This is a genomic window from Rheinheimera texasensis (genome assembly GCF_964031785.1).
GTDB classification, from domain to species: domain Bacteria; phylum Pseudomonadota; class Gammaproteobacteria; order Enterobacterales; family Alteromonadaceae; genus Pararheinheimera; species Pararheinheimera texasensis_A.
Genome location: NZ_CAXIRE010000024.1, coordinates 171,943 through 188,689 on the forward strand (window position 1 = coordinate 171,943; position 16,747 = coordinate 188,689).

Here is a 16,747-nt window from a genome sequence, read left to right on the forward strand (position 1 = left end):
ATGTTTAAGTGGCTTGATCCATATGCAAAACCACAAGTGTTATTTGCAACCTTACTTTGGTGGCAACGTTGGTTAATGCCGCTGTCTGTTGTGGTCTTACTGCTGGGCACGGTTTGGGGCCTGGGGTTCACGCCGGCGGATTATCAGCAAGGTGATTCCTACCGCATTATTCACGTGCATGTGCCGGCCGCGATTTGGTCGATGGGCGTCTACGCCTGGATGGCGATCGCAGCTTTTATCGCCTTAGTCTGGCAGGTGAAAACTGCACAGTGGGCCATTGGCGCTATGGCGCCGATTGGTGCTGTGTATACGCTGATTGCGCTTTTTACCGGTGCAGCCTGGGGCAAACCGATGTGGGGCACCTGGTGGGTCTGGGATGCGCGTTTAACTTCTGAACTAATTCTGTTGTTTTTGTTTTTAGGCGTAATGGCGCTGCAAAACGCCTTTGCCGACCGTCAGACCGGTGACAAAGCGGCTTCCGTGCTGGCGGTGGTTGGTGTGGTCAATCTGCCGATTATTCACTACTCGGTGGAGTGGTGGAATACGCTGCATCAGGGCGCCACTATTACCAAATTTGCCAAACCGTCGATGGACCCGTCGATGCTCTGGCCGCTGCTGATTTGTATTCTGGGTTTTGCGCTGTTGTTTGGCGCTTTAACCTGTTTGCGGCTGCGCACCGCGATATTGCAGCATGAAGCGCACCGGCCCTGGGTACGGCAATATGTACAGGAGCAGCAACATGCCACAGTTTAATTTTGCCTCCTTTGCCGATTTTCTGGCGATGGGCGGTTATGGCTTTTTTGTCTGGCTGTCGTTTGGCGGCAGTGTCGCTGTGTTATTGGCGCTGGGTGTTTACAGCAAAAGACAACAACAACAGTTTATTCAGCAACAGGCGAGTCGCGCCGCCCGTGAAGACCGGGTGCGGCAACATACGCAGGAGCAACAATGAATCCACGTCGTAAACAGCGGCTATTGGCCGTCAGCGGTATTCTGGTGTTATTAAGTGGCGGCGTCGGCGCGATGTTGTATGCGCTGAACGAAAACGTCGATTTGTTTTATACGCCGTCACAGCTGATTGATGGTCTTGGCGAAGAGAAGAAAAAACCGGTGGTCGGGCAACGCCTGCGCATTGGTGGCATGGTGGTCAAAGGCTCAGTGCGCCGCGACGAACACAGCCTGAAAGTCAGCTTCGATCTGGTCGACACCGGCCCCATTGTCACCGTGCATTACGACGGCATTTTGCCGGACTTGTTCCGCGAAGGGCAGGGTATTGTCGCGCAAGGAACTTTGCTGGATGCCACCAATATTCAGGCCACTGAAGTGCTGGCCAAACACGATGAAAACTATATGCCACCTGAAGTTGCTGAAGCCGTCAAAGGCATCAAACATGTGGCACCGAAACAAACTTACCCGGCAGGTACGCCCTGATGATTGCTGAAGTCGGACATCTCGCGCTTTGTTTTGCCCTCGCTTTATCGCTGATCCTGGCGTTATTTCCACTCTACGGCAGTTATAAAGGTGCCGCTGGCCCGGTGTTATTAGCCCGCCCGGCCGCGGTGTTATTGTTTTTACTGACCGCAGTGTCGTTCGCCGCACTCTGTTATGCCTTTTGGATCAACGACTTCACTGTGGCTTATGTCGCCAATAACTCCAACAGCATGTTGCCCTGGTATTACCGCTTAACGGCGGTGTGGGGTTCGCATGAAGGCTCGATGTTGTTATGGGTGTTAATGTTGTCCGGCTGGACAGCGGCAGTCGCGTTGTTGTCGAACAGCCTGCCACTGATTTTGCAGGGCCGTATTCTTGGTGTGCTGGGTTTTGTTAACGTCGGTTTTTATGCCTTTGTGCTGCTGATGTCGAACCCCTATGAACGCACTTTGCCGTTTTTCCCGGTTGATGGCCGTGACCTCAATCCGCTGCTACAGGATTTTGGCATGATCATCCATCCGCCGTTGCTGTATATGGGCTACGTCGGTTTTGCCGTGTCTTTTGCTTTTGCCATCGCAGCATTGCTGGGTGGGCGTTTTGACGCCAACTGGGCGCGCTGGGCGCGGCCCTGGACATTAGCCGCCTGGTTGTTTTTAACGCTCGGCATCATGCTGGGCAGCTGGTGGGCGTACAACGAATTGGGCTGGGGCGGCTGGTGGTTCTGGGATCCGGTGGAAAACGCTTCTCTGATGCCCTGGTTAGTCGGTACCGCTTTAATCCATTCATTGGCGGTCACGGAAAAACGCGGCACATTTAAATCCTGGACCGTGCTTTTAGCCATTGCAGCGTTTTCGTTAAGCCTGCTCGGGGCTTTTTTAGTGCGCTCTGGGGTACTGGTGTCTGTGCATGCTTTTGCCACAGATCCGAGCCGCGGTTTGTTTCTGCTGGCGTTTTTGCTGGTTGTAGTCGGTGGCTCGCTGTTGCTGTACGGCCTGCGTATGCATGCGGTGCGCTCTCAGGCGCGTTATCAGCTGTTTTCACGCGAAGTGCTGCTGTGGGGCAATAACGTCTTCTTGTTGACCGCCACGCTGGTGGTGTTTCTCGGCACTTTGTATCCGCTGTTTCACAAAGAGCTGGGGCTGGGTTCTATCTCCATTGGCGAGCCGTTTTTTAACTCGATTTTCCAGTATCTGGCTATTCCTTTTGCGCTGCTACTGGGCCTCGCGCCCTGGGTGCGCTGGAAACAACAGCAATGGCAACCACTGTTAAAGCCGCTGGGTTTGTGGCTGGTCGGTGCTTTAGTGCTGGCTGTGGGCGTGCTTAGCATGTACCAGAGCCCGGCCGCCAATCTGGCGCTGCTCGGCCTGTTATTGGGCGCCTGGGTGACTATGGCGACTATCGGCGAAATTCAGCAAAAAGCCGCCCAGCTCGGTGGTGTGCCCGGTTTATTTAAACTGCAGGCCAGTCACTGGGGCATGGTGCTGGGGCATTTGGGTTTTGCCATGTTGGTGGTCGGTATTGCGATGACCAAAACCTTCAGCGTCGAAAAAGATGTGCGGATGAAGATTGGCGACAGTGTCGAACTCAATGGCTACACCTTTATGCTCAGTGAAGTCTATGCATTAAATGGCCCGAATTACGGTGGTCAGGCAGCAGAGCTGGAAGTGTTCCAACACGGCGAAAAAGTCACGCATCTGCACGCCGAGAAACGCTTTTATCCGGTGACGCGTGCTGTGATGACCGAAGCTGCGGTGCATGCGCGCTTAAGCCGTGATTTATATGTGGCACTGGGTGAAGAATTATCCGGCCCGTCCTGGGCGCTACGGGTTTATGTCAAACCTTATGTCCGTTGGATTTGGCTTGGTGCCATTCTGATGGCTTTGGGTGGCCTGGTGTCGTTGTCGGATAAACGTTACCGGCGTAAAGCCGTGAAGGCGGACACAGGAGCACAAGCCCATGCGTAAAGCGATGTTTTATGTGCCTTTGGCGGCTTTTTTAGCGCTGTCCCTGTTTTTGTTGAGCGGGCTTTTTTCCGACCCACGCGACCACGGCTCGGCACTCATTGAAAAGTCGCTGCCGGCGTTTTCATTGCCAGATCTACAACAACCGACACGATTAGTGACGGCAGCCGATTTAAAAGGCGAAGTGACGCTGCTAAACGTCTGGGGTTTGTGGTGCCCGACCTGTAATGCTGAGCTTGGCTTTTTAACTGAGTTACGTCAGCAGGGTGTCAGAATCGTCGGGCTTTATTATGTGCAGCCGGTCGATGCAAGTTTTGGCGATACTTTTGATATCAATAAATTACGTCTGGATGTGCAGGATAAACTGGCGGAGCAGGGTGACCCGTATCTGTTAAATATCGTCGATGAAAAACGCTCGCTGATTTTTGATTTAGGCGTGACCGGCGCACCTGAGACCTTTTTAATCGACCGTAACGGCGTGATCCGTCATCACCATGTGGGGGATATTAACCCACAGAACTGGCCGAAAATTCAGCAGCTCTATCAGCAATTACAGCAAGGAGGCAGCGATGCGCCTTAATGGATTGCTGTTGACTGCGTTGTTGTTGGCGTTGCCGGCCAGCGCGACCGAAGAGTTGCTGCAGTTTGAATCTGCTGAACAACAACAGCTGTATCGTCAGCTGACCGCTGAGCTGCGTTGTCCGAAATGTCAGAATCAGAATATTGCCGACTCTAACGCTGTGGTTGCAGTCGATATGCGTAATAAAACGCTGGAGCTGGTGCGTCAAGGCCAAAGTCATGACGAAGTGATCGACTACATGAAACAGCGCTACGGTGATTTTGTGCATTATCAGCCGCCGTTTCAGCTCAGTACTGTGTTGTTGTGGTTATTGCCGCTGCTGGCAGTGCTGTCGCTGGGCTGGACTGTGTTTCGCCGCAGCAACAGCAGTCAAACCGCTATTGTTGACAATGCCAATGAGCCGTCTGACCACAGCGACTTAGATGCGCAGCTACAAGCAATGATTGACGAAGCGACCGCCGCCAACCGGCAGCAGCCGAAGGAGTAACAGGCCATGTTGATGAATTTAGCGATAGTGGCGGCCCTGTTGCTGGCAGTATCTGCGTTGATGTTATGTTGGCCACGGCAGATGAAAGCCGGCCAGCAACTGGACCGCAAAAGTTTGTTTGCCGAAAAGCTGGCGCTGCTATCTGATGCCCGCGAGCAGGGGGAGCTGTCCGAGCAGGATTTTGCGCTCGCGGCGGCGGAGCTTAAAAGTCAATTTCTGGCGCCATTGCCGGACGCACAACAATTGCAGGGCCAGTCAACCCGTAGTGGCTGGCTGGCGTTTGGCTTGTTACTTATTTTGACAGCGGCTGGTTATGCGTTGACCGGACAATATCGTGAGTTGCAGCACTGGCAACAGGCGCAGGACAATCTGGCTGGTTTTGGCGAACGGGCCTTGCTGGGTAAAGGCGAAGCGCTCAATGAAGCAGAACTGTCGCAGTTTGCGCTGGCGCTGCGCACCAAACTCGCTGACAGCGGCGATGATGCAGTGGCCTGGTTTGTATTAGGCCGCATCTGGTTTAGCCAGGGCCAGGTGCCGGAATCCATTGAAGCTTTTGAAAAAGCATTGAGTATGACGCCGGAGCGTACCAACTTGCTGATTAGCTATGCTCAGGCATTGCTGGTCGAAGGCTCGGAAGACAATGTCAAAAAAGCCGCAAAAAGTTTAGGTGTGGTGCTGAGTAAAGATGCCGGTAATATCGATGCGCTGTCGATGTTGGCTTTAATCGCCCAGCAGCGTGGTGATGTCAAAGAAGCCCGCGCCGCCTGGGAAGTGTTACTGGCACAATTGCCCAAAGACGACCCGCGTTATGCTCAGGTGCAACAACAGTTGGCGCAGCTAGCGTCTCAACAACATATGCCGCAACAGCAAGCGCCTCAACAGCAAATGTCTCAGCAACAAGCAGAGCAGCAAAGCGCCGAAACACCGGCTGGCCCTGTGTTAACAGTGACTTTGACCATTCCGCAGGCGGTTGCTGATGCCAATGCCGGTGCGACTTTGTTTGTGTTTGCCCGCGCCACCGAAGGCATGCCGTTGCCGGTTGCCGTGCAAAAACTGACGGTGAAAGCCGGCACCATGCAGGTTCAGCTCGATAACAGCCACAGCATGCAAAGCGGTTGGAACTTATCCGCAGTGAAAAGCGTCACAGTGGGGGCGCGTATCAGCCGCAGCGGTTCAGCCACGCCGGACCCGACTGATTTGCAGCTAAAATCGGCGGCATTAAGCTTGTCGGCAACGCCGCAGCAGGTCGATTTGAGTTTCTGACCACCGACAAGCATTAATAACTGAGTGAAAATACGGCAAAATCGCGCAAAAACTGTAGTGAGCAGTGATCCGCGATAGCGGCGCAGGGTATAATCCCGCGCCTTTTTTTCTTATTGCAACAGGACGCAACATGCATTTCATTAAAACTGCAGCGCTGCTGCTGACGCTGTTACTGGCAGGTTGTGCCAGCAAACCAGAATCGGCCGAGACGGCATCCAATGACCCGCGGGACCCGCTGGAGTCGGTCAACCGCAAGACCTGGACCTTAAACTACGAATATCTCGACCCGTATTTGCTGCGTCCGGCCACAGTTGGTTATATGACAGTGACGCCAAAACCAGTGCGCACCGGTTTGGCCAATATGGTACAAAACCTCGATGAACCGGCCAGTTTTATCAATGCTGTGTTGCAAGGCAAACCAAAAAGCTCAGCCATTTCGGCCGGCCGTTTTCTGGTCAACAGCACCGTCGGCGTGCTGGGTTTCTTTGATGTGGCCTCACATTTTGAATTACCGTTGCAAAACGAAGATTTCAGTCAGACGCTGGGCGTCTGGGGAGTCGGCCACGGCCCTTATCTGATGGTGCCGGGCATGGGCCCAACCACAGTGCGCGACGCCACAGGCCGGGTCGTTGATAACCTGTATTTCCCGCTGGCGTTATTAAACACACCACTGTCGATTGGCCGCTTTGTCATTAGCGCGCTCGATGGCCGCGAACAGCTGATGGCACAGGAAAAGCTGTTAAACGATTCACTTGATCCTTATCTGTTTGTCCGTGATGCTTATTTCCAGCGTCAGGATTACAAACAATATGACGGCAATCCGCCGCAGGCTGAAGTCGATGAAGAGGCGTTAGAAGCCTTTATCGAATAGCCGGTTGCCGCAACAGCCGGGCTGACCAGTGCAGCCCGGCTTTTCATTTCTGCTCAGCTGCGGTATAAACGGCTGGCAAAAATCAGAAACACCCGCGTCTTATAATTATTAGAAACAGGAAACCACCATGACCCAATCCCCTGTGACTCAGCCACAGCCTGCGCTGCTGTGCTGCAAGATGAACCGGAGCTGCCGATGAATCACGTAGCAGCTAAACAATTTGATACGCTGTGGGGCCACCCCAAACCGCTGTGGATGTTATTCATGGCAGAGTTCTGGGAACGTTTTGCCTTCTACGGCATCCGCTGGGCGTTAACGCTGTATATCGTCGCGCAGTTTTATGAAGGTAATGCCGCCGGCGAAGCTGACGCCAGCCGTTATTACGGCGCTTACCTGGCGCTGGTGTATGCCACCGCTATTTTCGGCGGTTATGTCGCGGACCGGGTGATTGGTTACCAGCGTTCGATCTTACTCGGCGCTGTGGTGATGTCGATCGGTCTCTTTATGATCATGATCCCAAGCCTTGAGCTGTTCCTGCTGGGCCTTGCGGTGATTGTGGTTGGTAACGGTCTGTTTAAGCCGAATATTTCTTCGCTGGTTGGTCAGCTGTATGAACAAGGTGATGACCGTCGTGACCGTGGTTTCACCATTTTTTATATGGGGATTAACCTCGGCGGTATGTTGTCACCGTTAATTACCGGCTGGTTAGCCAGTGAAATTTTTGGCACGCCACAACATCAGAACTACAAAGCAGTGTTTGGCGCTGCTGGTGTGGGGATGTTGTTAAGCACCATCTGGTTTTATATCGGCCGTGCCCAGTTAAAAGGTATCGGCATGGTGCCGGAAGATAAACCAGCCGGCAAAATGCTGGCTTATGTGATTGCCGGTGTAGTCGTGGCAGTGCCTACTGTTTATTTCCTGATGGCCGGTATGGGCGCACAAACATTGGCCTGGGTGCTGGGTGTGCTGTTTGTCATCGTCGCGCTGATGCTGTTGGTCGAAGGTAAACAAAACGGTACTGTGCAAATGCACCGCGTCTGCGCGCTGTTGCTGTTGTTCGGCTTTAATGTGACCTTCTGGATGTTCTTTGAGCAGGCCGGCAGCTCGTTTAACTTCCTGGCGCAGAACCTGGTGAATCGCGATGTATTCGGCGATGCCAGTTTTATTTTCCCGACCGGCTGGTTCCAGTCAGTCAATTCACTTGCCATCATTGTGTTTGCCCCAATTATCAGTGCGGTCTGGTACTTCACCAGTAAACGTAAAATGGAGCCAACTATCCCATTTAAGTTTGGCTTAGGTTTGTTGGGCAACGCTTTAGGCTTTTTAGTGCTGATGTTCGCCTTGACCCAACTGGTGGATGGCAATGGCCTGATCCCAATGTGGCCGCTGGTGCTGTGTTATGTGCTGCAGTCCATTGGTGAGTTGTGCCTGTCGCCGATAGGTCTGTCGATGGTGACCAAGCTGGCACCGGTGCGCTATGTTGGCCTGGCAATGGGCGCCTGGTTCTTGTCGGTGGCGACTGGTAACAACTTATCAGGCTTGCTGGCCGGTGAAATTTCCGGTGAAACCGGCATGACAGTCGAATCTGCGTTAGCAGGCTTTAGCTTCAGCTTCTACCTGTTGTTAGGCGCTGCTATCGTGCTGCTGCTGATTTCGCCGCTGATTAATAAACTGATGCATGGCGTGAAATAACGCTGCAGCTTTAATCGTAAACGAATAAAAAAAGCGCCGGTTGGCGCTTTTTTTATGCCCAATTCAGGGCCGTGTGGGGCGTATTTACAACTGCAACTGCCGCCGCGCCTGCGCCAATAAAGGCCGCACTAAAGCAAAAGTGACGGGCCTTGTCAGCAGCGGGTACAGCAGTACCAGCGCCAGCGCAAAACCAAGGCCTTGCCAGATGGTGTCAGCGCGGGCGATCAGCATAAAAGGTGGGATCAACACACAAAGCTTCCAGATATTGAGGATAAGCTTCTGTGGCGTCGGCAGCTGATCGGCGGCCCGGCGCAACACCGCCATGCGGTCACGGAAGTTCAGTTGCTGCAGTTCAGGTAAAGCACGACTGTTCCAGAACATAACATACCTTTATTCAATCAATTTACCGGTTATACGCGGTAGTGGCTGCCGCAGATTAGCCAGAATCAATCCCGCCAAAAACCGCGTCGCCGGAAATAACAAAGGCCGGTACGCCGGCCTTTGCATGATGTAGCCTCAGGTTAAGCGAGTTTGGCCAAAATCTCTGTTACCACGTCATCAATCGCCAACAGCGATTTTTCGCCGCTGCGACGGTTTTTGTATTCGACCAGACGCTCGTCCAGATTGCGCTCACCAATCACGATATGATGCGGCACTCCGAGCAGTTCCATATCAGCGAACATCACACCTGGGCGCTCTTTACGGTCATCGAATAACACTTCCACACCGGCCGCGGTCAGTGCTTTGTACAGTGCTTCGGCGGTGTCCTGAATGCGCACCGATTTGTGCATATTCATCGGCACTAAAGCGACCTGGAACGGTGCAATGGCCGCTGGCCAGATGATGCCGTATTGGTCGTGGTTCTGCTCAATCGCCGCCGCGACAATACGGGACACACCGACGCCATAACAGCCCATCGTCATGATCTGATGTTTGCCTTCTTCGTTCAGCACGCCGGCTTTCATCGCTGCGGCATAACGGTCGCCGAGCTGGAAGATATGCCCGACTTCAATACCACGTTTAATCACTAAGTTGCCTTTGCCACAAGGGCTTGGATCGCCTTCAACGACGTTGCGAAGATCTGCCACTTCATATTGCGCGATGTCACGGTCGAAATTAACACCGGTTAAGTGATAACCATCTTTGTTGGCACCACAAACAAAGTTAGCGGCGACAGCTGCACTGCGATCAGCAACGATGCGGATGGACAGGCCAACCGGACCCAGCGAACCGGCAGATGCGCCGGTGACGGCACGGATATCAGCTTCAGAGGCAAAAGTCAGCGGGCTTTGGATGCCTGCCAGTTTTTCAGCTTTGATTTCGTTTAACTCATGGTCACCGCGTAATAACAGCGCGACCAGTGGCTGCGGGCCTTTGTCGTCCACAGGTTCACCGTACACCAGCAGGGTTTTGATAATTTGGCTGGCATCGACTGAGAGTAATGCCGCAACTTCAGCAATAGTGCCGGCATTTGGCGTGGCGATTTCAGTCACTGCGGCTGTAGCTGCCGGGCGTGGCGTCGCTGGCGCCAGCGCTTCGGCTTTTTCGATGTTGGCGGCGTAGTCGCTGGCATCAGAAAACACAATCGCATCTTCACCCGATGAGGCCAACACGTGGAATTCGTGCGAAACGGCACCACCGATGGCGCCGGTGTCAGCTAAGACCGGACGGAATTCGAGGCCCAAACGGGTAAAGATATTGCTGTAAGCCTGATACATCGCCTGATAAGTTTTTTCCAGACATTCCTGGCTCAGGTGAAAAGAGTAAGCGTCTTTCATCAGGAATTCACGTGCGCGCATCACACCAAAACGTGGCCGGCGTTCGTCGCGGAATTTGGTCTGGATTTGATATAAATTCAGTGGCAGTTGTTTGTAGCTGCTGACTTCTTTGCGCACCAGGTCGGTGATGACTTCTTCATGGGTTGGACCAAGCACAAAGTCGCGCTGGTGGCGGTCTTTAAAACGCAGTAATTCTGCGTCCATTTTTTCCCAGCGGCCAGATTCCTGCCAGAGTTCAGCCGGTTGTACCATCGGCATCAGCACTTCAATAGCGCCGGCTTTATTCATTTCCTCGCGCACAATGGCTTCAACTTTGCGCAGCACCCGGATACCGTTTGGCAGCCAGGTGTACATGCCGGATGCTTCACGACGGATCATGCCGGCACGCAGCATCAACTGATGGCTGATAATCTCGGCATCGGCCGGCGTTTCTTTTAAGGTGGATAACAGGTACTGACTGGTGCGCATTGCTGAGTTCACTCTGAAATACAAATAATTTGGCCCTATTCTAACAAGGGGTTTAGTCGGGCAGAAGGGTGATTTGCTGTTTTCTCAGGCCTGATTGCACTTGCTGGCCCGTGCCCATACCGCCAAGACTGTAAATCACGCCATCGATTTCGATGAGATTTCGCAGGTCCATCACCGCGGCACTGGTTTTACCCAGCCGCCACTTTTGGCTACTCAGCTGATATAACCAGACTTTATCGTCCGGTTCAGCTGGTTTGCCGTTGTAACCGATGCCGTTGAAATTGTAAGGCGTGGTGCTGCCACCGATAAATGCCAGATAACGTTCGCTTTCTATAGAAACAGGTAGTGCGGCCTGGCGGTAACGTGCGGTGCCGGTTGGATGCGGGATTGCTTTCCAGCTGATTTTGCGTGCATTGCTGCGGTCTATATCGCCACGATAACAGGCCGGGCTTGCGACGTAGCTGCGCTCGCCCGCCGGATTTAACGCGGTGGCAACGCCGTCGCAAACCACCATGACATTGCCGTCAATTGCCGCGGCATGGCCAAACACCGGAGTGCCGGAAAAAGGTGTCGCCTGTGACCATTTCTGCGTGAAGTTATCAAATACCTGCACCAGATTGATATTACCGTCGTTATGCCAGCCGCTGACGAGGTAGATGTAGCGATTTTGATAGGCAAGGGCGACACTGTCATCGACGGCCACCGGCATATCCGGCAATTTGGTGTAATTCTTACTGATCACACTAAAACGATAGCTGTCCGGCTGGGTCACTTCTGTACCATCGCGGGCCACCGAATAACCACCAAACAGATAAAAGTTTTGTTCCAGCACAGTCGCCGTCATTGCCAGGCGGCTATTGTGGCCAAGGCTATTGGGTACATTCGGCAGTTTTTGCCAGCTGCTGTCGCCGGAGATCAACATCCAGGCTTTACTGTGCGCATCGGCAGCGGTTTTACCTTCACCAAGGCCGGCGAAACTGGCGATATAAGTTTTGCCACGGATAGTGGTGGTTAATACCGGATTATTACTGACCGGCTCCGGTAACGGCGGTAGTGTCTGCGCCAGAGCTGGCGTTAGTAGCATTGGGCTCAGCAGCAACGTCTTCCGCAGGGAGTACAAAAATGTCGGTAACGTGATTGTGGTTGCCATCGACTGTCCATTTGATGTTGTAGTGATACAAAGTCATACCATAAGTTTGTAAGTCTTCGCGCTGTTTTTTATAGGGTGGCCGCGGGTCCTGTTTCAACACTTTTTCAATAAACAGTTGCAGGTGCGGATATTGTTGCTGCTGCTGACAAAAAGCTGCGGCCGCATCGCTGAAACTGACTGTCATCGCCGTTTCTGGTGCCGCGTCGGCAAAACCACCCAACGCATCTGGTAAAGAATCTGAATAGGGCAGATACGGCTTGATGTCTAATACGGGGGTACCATCAAGCAGATCAATGCCGGATAAATGTAATACCAGTAATTCGCCGCGCCGGCTGACCCCTTCCAGTTTGACCACAGACAAACCAATCGGATTGGGCCTGAAGGTGGCGCGGGTGGCGAAGACGCCTTTTTTGGTATTACCGCCAAGGCGCGGTGGCCGCACCATGGGTGACCAGCCTTTGTCTGCGGTTTCATGAAACACAAACACCAGCCACAAATGCGAAAAAGCTTCGATGCCGCGCACTATCGCATCATCGGCATAAGGTGGGTGCAGTACCAGTTCGCCGCGCGCTTCCGGAATAAGGCCTGGCTGGCGTGGAATGGCAAATTTCTGTTTATAAGGCGACTGGATAAATCCGAGCGCCGGGAAGTTAAATGTCAGGTCCATGGGCAGAACAACAATCTCTGGCTGGTATCTTCTGACATTATCCGGTGCCGCCGGGCAAACAACAAGGTTCAGCCGCTTTGGAAGCAGAAGTGCTTGCTCTTGGCTGTCTGGGTGTCTAGAGTGATTTTTTGCCAATGAAGTAGAGAATTGTGATTCGATGGAACAGAAAACACTTTTAATTGAATGCCCGGATTCAAAGGGGCTTATCGCACAAATTACCAATATTTGTTACAAACATCAGCTGAATATCACCCGTAATACTGAATACGTCGACCCGGATTCCGGCCGCTTTTATATGCGCACTCAGCTCGAAGGCATATTTAATGATCATACATTGTTGCTGGACCTGGACCGCGCTTTGCCACAAGGCAGTGAACGGCAATTAGTCGGCACGGCAAAAAAACGGGTGGTGATTCTGGTCACCAAGGAAGCACATTGCCTCGGCGATATTCTGATGAAAGTGTTTGATGGATCGCTGGAGCTGGATATTGCTGCGGTGATTGGTAATCACCCACATTTGCAGGCACTGACCGAGAAATTCGACCTGCCTTATCATTTTATTGATCATCAGGGCGTAAGCCGGGTAGAGCATGAACAATTATTGGCGGCGCAGATTGCAGAGTATCAGCCGGATTATCTGGTTCTGGCCAAGTTTATGCGCGTATTAAGCCCGGATTTTGTTGCGGCCTATCCAAACCGAATCATCAATATCCATCATAGTTTTCTACCGGCGTTTATCGGTGCTCATCCTTATCGCCAGGCCTTTAATCGCGGCGTGAAAATCATCGGCGCAACCGCGCATTTTGTCACCGATCATCTGGATGAAGGGCCAATCATCAAGCAAATGGTAACTAATGTTGATCATACATATAGCGCAAAAGATATGGCAAAAGCCGGTCGTGATGTGGAAAAAAATGTGCTGACCAAAGCGCTGGAACTGGTGGTCGAAGACCGGGTATTTGTACACGGCAATAAAACCGTCATACTCTGAAAAAAATAGCTTAAGGATCCGCGATGCAGCCAAGATCAGTAGAATTTCGTTTTCTGGCCGAACCAACCCATGTCAATTTTGGCGGCAAAGTGCATGGTGGCATGGTCATGAAATGGCTGGATCAGGCCGCTTATGCTTGCGCCGCGCGCTGGAGCGGGCTGTATTGTGTCACTGTGTCGGTGGGGACTATTCGTTTCCGCCGGCCTATTCTGGTCGGTCATTTAGTGGAACTGGAAGCCAAAGTGGTGCACACCGGCAGTACCAGCATGCATATTTTCGTACAGGTTCGTTCCGGCGACAGTAAAAGTGGCGAGCTGGCGGAAACCAATCACTGCATCATCACTTTTGTGGCACTGGACGAGCAGGGCAATACCGCAAAAGTCCCAGCCTGGGTGCCCGAAACGGCTGAGGATAAGTTTCTCGAACAATATGCCATTCAAATGAAACAGTTTTCTCAGACTGTCGAACAGCAAATGCTGGATTTCTATCAGGAGCAACAGCATGCAACTTAAAACGTTTTGGCTCATTACGTTGATATTTGTAACTGGGTCTTTGTCAGCCGCAGAGCAGGCCACTCTCAGCGCTGAACTGGAGCCACTGCGGTCTTATATCGGTAAAACCTGGCGAGGTCTGTTGTCACAGCCCGGCCAGCCTGAGATGATTGATATCAGCCGCTGGGAGCGGGCGTTAAATGGCACTGCGATTAAAATCAGCCATTCAGTGAATCAGGGGGAATACGGCGGCGAGACCATGTTGTTTTATGATAAAAAACAGCAGTCGCTGGTTTATTATTATTTCACCACTGCCGGTTTTTATACACATGGCACTATGTCGGTAGATAAGAAAACTCAGACACTCACGGCGGAAGAAACGGTGGAAAACAATGCCAAAGGCATCACTAAAGTCCGCTCGTCATCCAAGTTGTCTGAGAACACCCTGACAACGACTGCAGAATATCTGCAACAGGGGAAGTGGGTGGCGGGCCACAGTGCCGTCTACAAAACGGCACCGGACGCGCAAGTGGTATTTAAGTAATTATTTGTCTTTCAGGTCGTCAGTCATATCCAGCGCATAGATATTGTCGATTTGCTCGGCACTGGAGTGGCTGACTTTTAAATCTTTCACCCGGCCGTTGCGCAGACTGTATACCCAGCCGTGGACTGCCAGTTCCTGGCCGCGGTCCCAGGCATCCTGCACCACACTGGTGTGACACACATTACGCACTTGCTCCATAACATTGAGTTCGCACATGCGGTTTTGCCGCTCCGCTTCCGTTTCCAGTGCCTCAAGTTCAGCTTTGTGTATGGTGTAAATATCTTTGATATTACGCAGCCAGTTATCCACCAGGCCGACTTTTTGTTTACTGATAGCTGCATTGATGCCACCGCAGCCGTAATGACCGCAGACGATGATATGTTTCACTTTCAGTACATCGATGGCGTACTGCAACACAGACAAACAATTGATGTCCGCATGCAGCACCAGATTGGCGACGTTACGGTGCACAAACAACTCACCTGGCAATAAACCGACAATATCATTGGCCGGCACCCGGCTGTCAGAACAGCCGATCCACAGATACTCAGGTGCTTGTTGTGCCGACAATTTCTTGAAAAATCCTGGCGCTTCCCGCTCGATACGGTCAGCCCATGCTTTATTGTTTTCGAACAAGTGTTGTAAAGATTGCATCTCAGATCCCCGGGCAAATTTGGGCTAAGATACCTGAATTCGGCTCAAATGCCAGCACCGACCAGCTGAGGCTCTTGTAACCGCTGTGGAAATTATTGTATCCCCATTTCTTTTTTTATTTAATATCACTATGATGTCGGCAGATATTATATCGCTAACATAGAAGGTTCGCTGTATGTCATTATTACTTGATAAACGTGAGTTAAAAAAAGCAGCAAAAGAGTTGTCTGTATTAAAATTACAGGAAGTAATTGATGTATTGAAATCGGTACTGGATGAGCGGCAAAAAGAATCTGAAGTCCTGGAAAAAGTGCGTGAATTCGCCCGTGCTCAAGGCTTCACACTCGAACAGCTGGGTTATAAATTAAATGCCGAAGGCACCGTTGTATTAAATCAGGAAGAAGAAGTACAACAAGATGATGCCAAACGCCCGGTGAAACCGAAGTTCAAAACAATCAATAAAGAAAGTCAGTTCTTCTACGTTGAAAATGGTCAGTTGCAGTTGCTGAAAACCCATACGATGAAAAAAGCACTGAACGACAAAGGTATTGACGTAGTTCCTTTCTCAAAAGTTGAGAAGAAATATGTGAAACAGATCGACGCTCTGTTAACTGAAGCAGGTAGCCAGGCGCTGCTGAACTACAATGCTAAAGTTGACGTGTGGAATGAGTGGGCTGCGGCGCACCATGAAGAGATCCTGAATAAGCGTTAATAAAGTGCGCGAAATATCAGATAAAAAAACAGGAGCTTTTAAGCTCCTGTTTTTTTATGCCTGATCGTGATGGGGGGCCGGTTACTTCGGCTGCGCATCCAGCGACTGGCCATTGATATGCACGCTTTGGTCTGACATCAGATACAGATACAGCGGCATAATCTCGGCCGGCGTTTTGAGCAGGCGCTGATCTTCACCCGGATAAGCGGCATTGCGCATTTTGGTGCGCGTGGCGCCGGGATTGATACAGTTAGTGCGGATAGTTGAATGCTCGTACTCATCAGCAATCAGCTGCATCAGCCCTTCGGTGGCAAATTTTGATACGGCATATGGCCCCCAGTAAGCGCGGGCTTTTTTACCGACGCCGGATGACGTAAAAATCAGGGAGGCCCGTGGCGCCAACGCCATCACCGGTAATAACGCCTGTGTCATCAGCATCGCGCCTGTCACGTTGACCTGCATAATTTTCTGCCAGGTCTCCAAATCAATATGCTCAAAAGGCGTTAATACGCCTAGCATACCGGCATTGTGCAACAGACCATCGAGTTTGCCGAATTCTGCTTTAATAGTATTCGCCATGTCGGTGTAATGCTGTTTGGTGGCGCCGTTTAAATCCAGCGGCACTATCGCCGGCTCCGGCGCACCGCTGGCGACGATTTCATCGTATACGGCTTCGAGTTTTTTGGTGGTTTTGCCAAGCAGGATCACGGTCGCGCCGGCTAGAGCAAAAGAAAGAGCGGCCTGGCGGCCAATACCGTCACCGGCACCAGTGACTAAAATCGTTTTACCTGCCAGTTCATCTGGCTTTGCCTGGAAATTATGCATGAGAAAACAACCTGTGCAGCTGCTGAAATCGCGCGCAGAATACAGGGTTGTCGGGCTTTTTGCACCTTTCTTCAGAGAACTGCAGTTTAGCCCTAGCGAATTTTTTCTGATTGGGTTAAGTTTAACTGGTCGTAGCTGTTACCAGTCTACACAAAGGAATTTTAATCTGCAGCCTAGCTAAGCTG

At 51.8% G+C, this 16,747-nt stretch carries 19 protein-coding genes; 13 read left to right on the top strand and 6 right to left on the bottom strand.

All coding sequences use genetic code 11. The features are described 5' to 3' along the window. The 9 genes from ABNT34_RS19385 to ABNT34_RS19425 all read left to right on the top strand — a co-directional run bounded on the left by ABNT34_RS19385 (window position 1) and on the right by ABNT34_RS19425 (window position 8,282). Window positions 1-753: a heme ABC transporter permease gene (locus ABNT34_RS19385; RefSeq protein WP_348734550.1), complete on the top strand. Its 753-nt coding sequence runs from the start codon at window positions 1-3 to the stop codon at window positions 751-753. Next, complete coding sequence (gene ccmD, locus ABNT34_RS19390) at window positions 740-949, top strand: heme exporter protein CcmD (RefSeq protein WP_348734551.1); 210 nt, start codon at window positions 740-742, stop codon at window positions 947-949. Before ABNT34_RS19385 ends, ccmD begins: the two co-directional genes overlap by 14 nt. After that, window positions 946-1,428, top strand: a complete 483-nt coding sequence (ccmE, locus tag ABNT34_RS19395; protein WP_348734552.1) for a cytochrome c maturation protein CcmE — start codon at window positions 946-948, stop codon at window positions 1,426-1,428. The genes ccmD and ccmE overlap by 4 nt, the downstream gene beginning before the upstream one ends. Then, entirely contained in the window at window positions 1,428-3,392 is a 1,965-nt protein-coding gene (locus ABNT34_RS19400; RefSeq protein WP_348734553.1) for a heme lyase CcmF/NrfE family subunit, read from the top strand. Before ccmE ends, ABNT34_RS19400 begins: the two co-directional genes overlap by 1 nt. Next, window positions 3,385-3,969 carry a redoxin family protein gene (locus tag ABNT34_RS19405; protein ID WP_348734554.1) on the top strand — a complete coding sequence of 195 codons (585 nt, stop codon included), beginning with the start codon at window positions 3,385-3,387 and terminating at the stop codon, window positions 3,967-3,969. The genes ABNT34_RS19400 and ABNT34_RS19405 overlap by 8 nt, the downstream gene beginning before the upstream one ends. Further along, the gene (locus ABNT34_RS19410; protein ID WP_348734555.1) at window positions 3,959-4,456 is read left to right on the top strand and encodes a cytochrome c-type biogenesis protein; all 498 of its coding nucleotides are present in this window, start codon (window positions 3,959-3,961) and stop codon (window positions 4,454-4,456) included. Before ABNT34_RS19405 ends, ABNT34_RS19410 begins: the two co-directional genes overlap by 11 nt. A gap of 6 nt (window positions 4,457-4,462) precedes the next feature. Continuing rightward, window positions 4,463-5,719 carry a c-type cytochrome biogenesis protein CcmI gene (ccmI, locus tag ABNT34_RS19415; RefSeq protein ID WP_348734556.1) on the top strand — a complete coding sequence of 419 codons (1,257 nt, stop codon included), beginning with the start codon at window positions 4,463-4,465 and terminating at the stop codon, window positions 5,717-5,719. 130 nt (window positions 5,720-5,849) lie between these two features. Then, on the top strand, window positions 5,850-6,590 hold the full coding sequence (locus tag ABNT34_RS19420) for a VacJ family lipoprotein (RefSeq protein ID WP_348734557.1): 741 nt from the start codon (window positions 5,850-5,852) through the stop codon (window positions 6,588-6,590). 195 nt (window positions 6,591-6,785) lie between these two features. Beyond that, entirely contained in the window at window positions 6,786-8,282 is a 1,497-nt protein-coding gene (locus tag ABNT34_RS19425; protein ID WP_348734558.1) for a peptide MFS transporter, read from the top strand. Window positions 8,283-8,366: 84 nt separating this feature from the next. On the opposite strand, the gene ABNT34_RS19430 is transcribed toward ABNT34_RS19425, so the two are convergent. The 4 genes from ABNT34_RS19430 to tsaA form a co-directional block, all read right to left on the bottom strand. Continuing rightward, the gene (locus ABNT34_RS19430) at window positions 8,367-8,663 is read right to left on the bottom strand and encodes a DUF6170 family protein (RefSeq protein WP_348734559.1); all 297 of its coding nucleotides are present in this window, start codon (window positions 8,661-8,663) and stop codon (window positions 8,367-8,369) included. Window positions 8,664-8,803: 140 nt separating this feature from the next. Then, complete coding sequence (locus ABNT34_RS19435) at window positions 8,804-10,528, bottom strand: proline--tRNA ligase (RefSeq protein WP_348734560.1); 1,725 nt, start codon at window positions 10,526-10,528, stop codon at window positions 8,804-8,806. Window positions 10,529-10,580: 52 nt separating this feature from the next. Continuing rightward, window positions 10,581-11,612 (bottom strand): galactose oxidase, encoded by a 1,032-nt coding sequence (locus tag ABNT34_RS19440; protein WP_348734780.1) that lies wholly within the window; start codon window positions 11,610-11,612, stop codon window positions 10,581-10,583. Continuing rightward, window positions 11,554-12,345, bottom strand: coding sequence for a tRNA (N6-threonylcarbamoyladenosine(37)-N6)-methyltransferase TrmO (gene tsaA / locus ABNT34_RS19445; protein WP_348734561.1), 792 nt, complete (start codon window positions 12,343-12,345; stop codon window positions 11,554-11,556). Before tsaA ends, ABNT34_RS19440 begins: the two co-directional genes overlap by 59 nt. 157 nt (window positions 12,346-12,502) lie before the next feature. On the opposite strand from tsaA, the gene purU reads away from it, so the two are divergent. The 3 genes from purU to ABNT34_RS19460 are packed head-to-tail and all read left to right on the top strand — an operon-like array spanning window position 12,503 to window position 14,371. Continuing rightward, a complete protein-coding gene (purU, locus tag ABNT34_RS19450) occupies window positions 12,503-13,336 on the top strand; it encodes a formyltetrahydrofolate deformylase (protein ID WP_348734562.1) in 834 nt (277 codons plus the stop codon). A gap of 23 nt (window positions 13,337-13,359) precedes the next feature. Then, window positions 13,360-13,848 (top strand): acyl-CoA thioesterase, encoded by a 489-nt coding sequence (locus ABNT34_RS19455; protein WP_348734563.1) that lies wholly within the window; start codon window positions 13,360-13,362, stop codon window positions 13,846-13,848. After that, a complete protein-coding gene (locus tag ABNT34_RS19460) occupies window positions 13,838-14,371 on the top strand; it encodes a hypothetical protein (protein WP_348734564.1) in 534 nt (177 codons plus the stop codon). Before ABNT34_RS19455 ends, ABNT34_RS19460 begins: the two co-directional genes overlap by 11 nt. Here the strand turns inward: ABNT34_RS19460 and can are convergent, their stop codons facing one another. Further along, the gene (gene can, locus ABNT34_RS19465) at window positions 14,372-15,025 is read right to left on the bottom strand and encodes a carbonate dehydratase (RefSeq protein WP_348734565.1); all 654 of its coding nucleotides are present in this window, start codon (window positions 15,023-15,025) and stop codon (window positions 14,372-14,374) included. Between the two features lie 175 nt (window positions 15,026-15,200). Between can and ABNT34_RS19470 the strand changes: the two genes are divergently transcribed. Further along, the gene (locus ABNT34_RS19470) at window positions 15,201-15,737 is read left to right on the top strand and encodes an H-NS histone family protein (RefSeq protein WP_348734566.1); all 537 of its coding nucleotides are present in this window, start codon (window positions 15,201-15,203) and stop codon (window positions 15,735-15,737) included. 81 nt (window positions 15,738-15,818) lie between these two features. Here the strand turns inward: ABNT34_RS19470 and ABNT34_RS19475 are convergent, their stop codons facing one another. Continuing rightward, window positions 15,819-16,562 carry a YciK family oxidoreductase gene (locus ABNT34_RS19475; protein ID WP_348734567.1) on the bottom strand — a complete coding sequence of 248 codons (744 nt, stop codon included), beginning with the start codon at window positions 16,560-16,562 and terminating at the stop codon, window positions 15,819-15,821. Window positions 16,563-16,747: the final 185 nt, after the last annotated feature.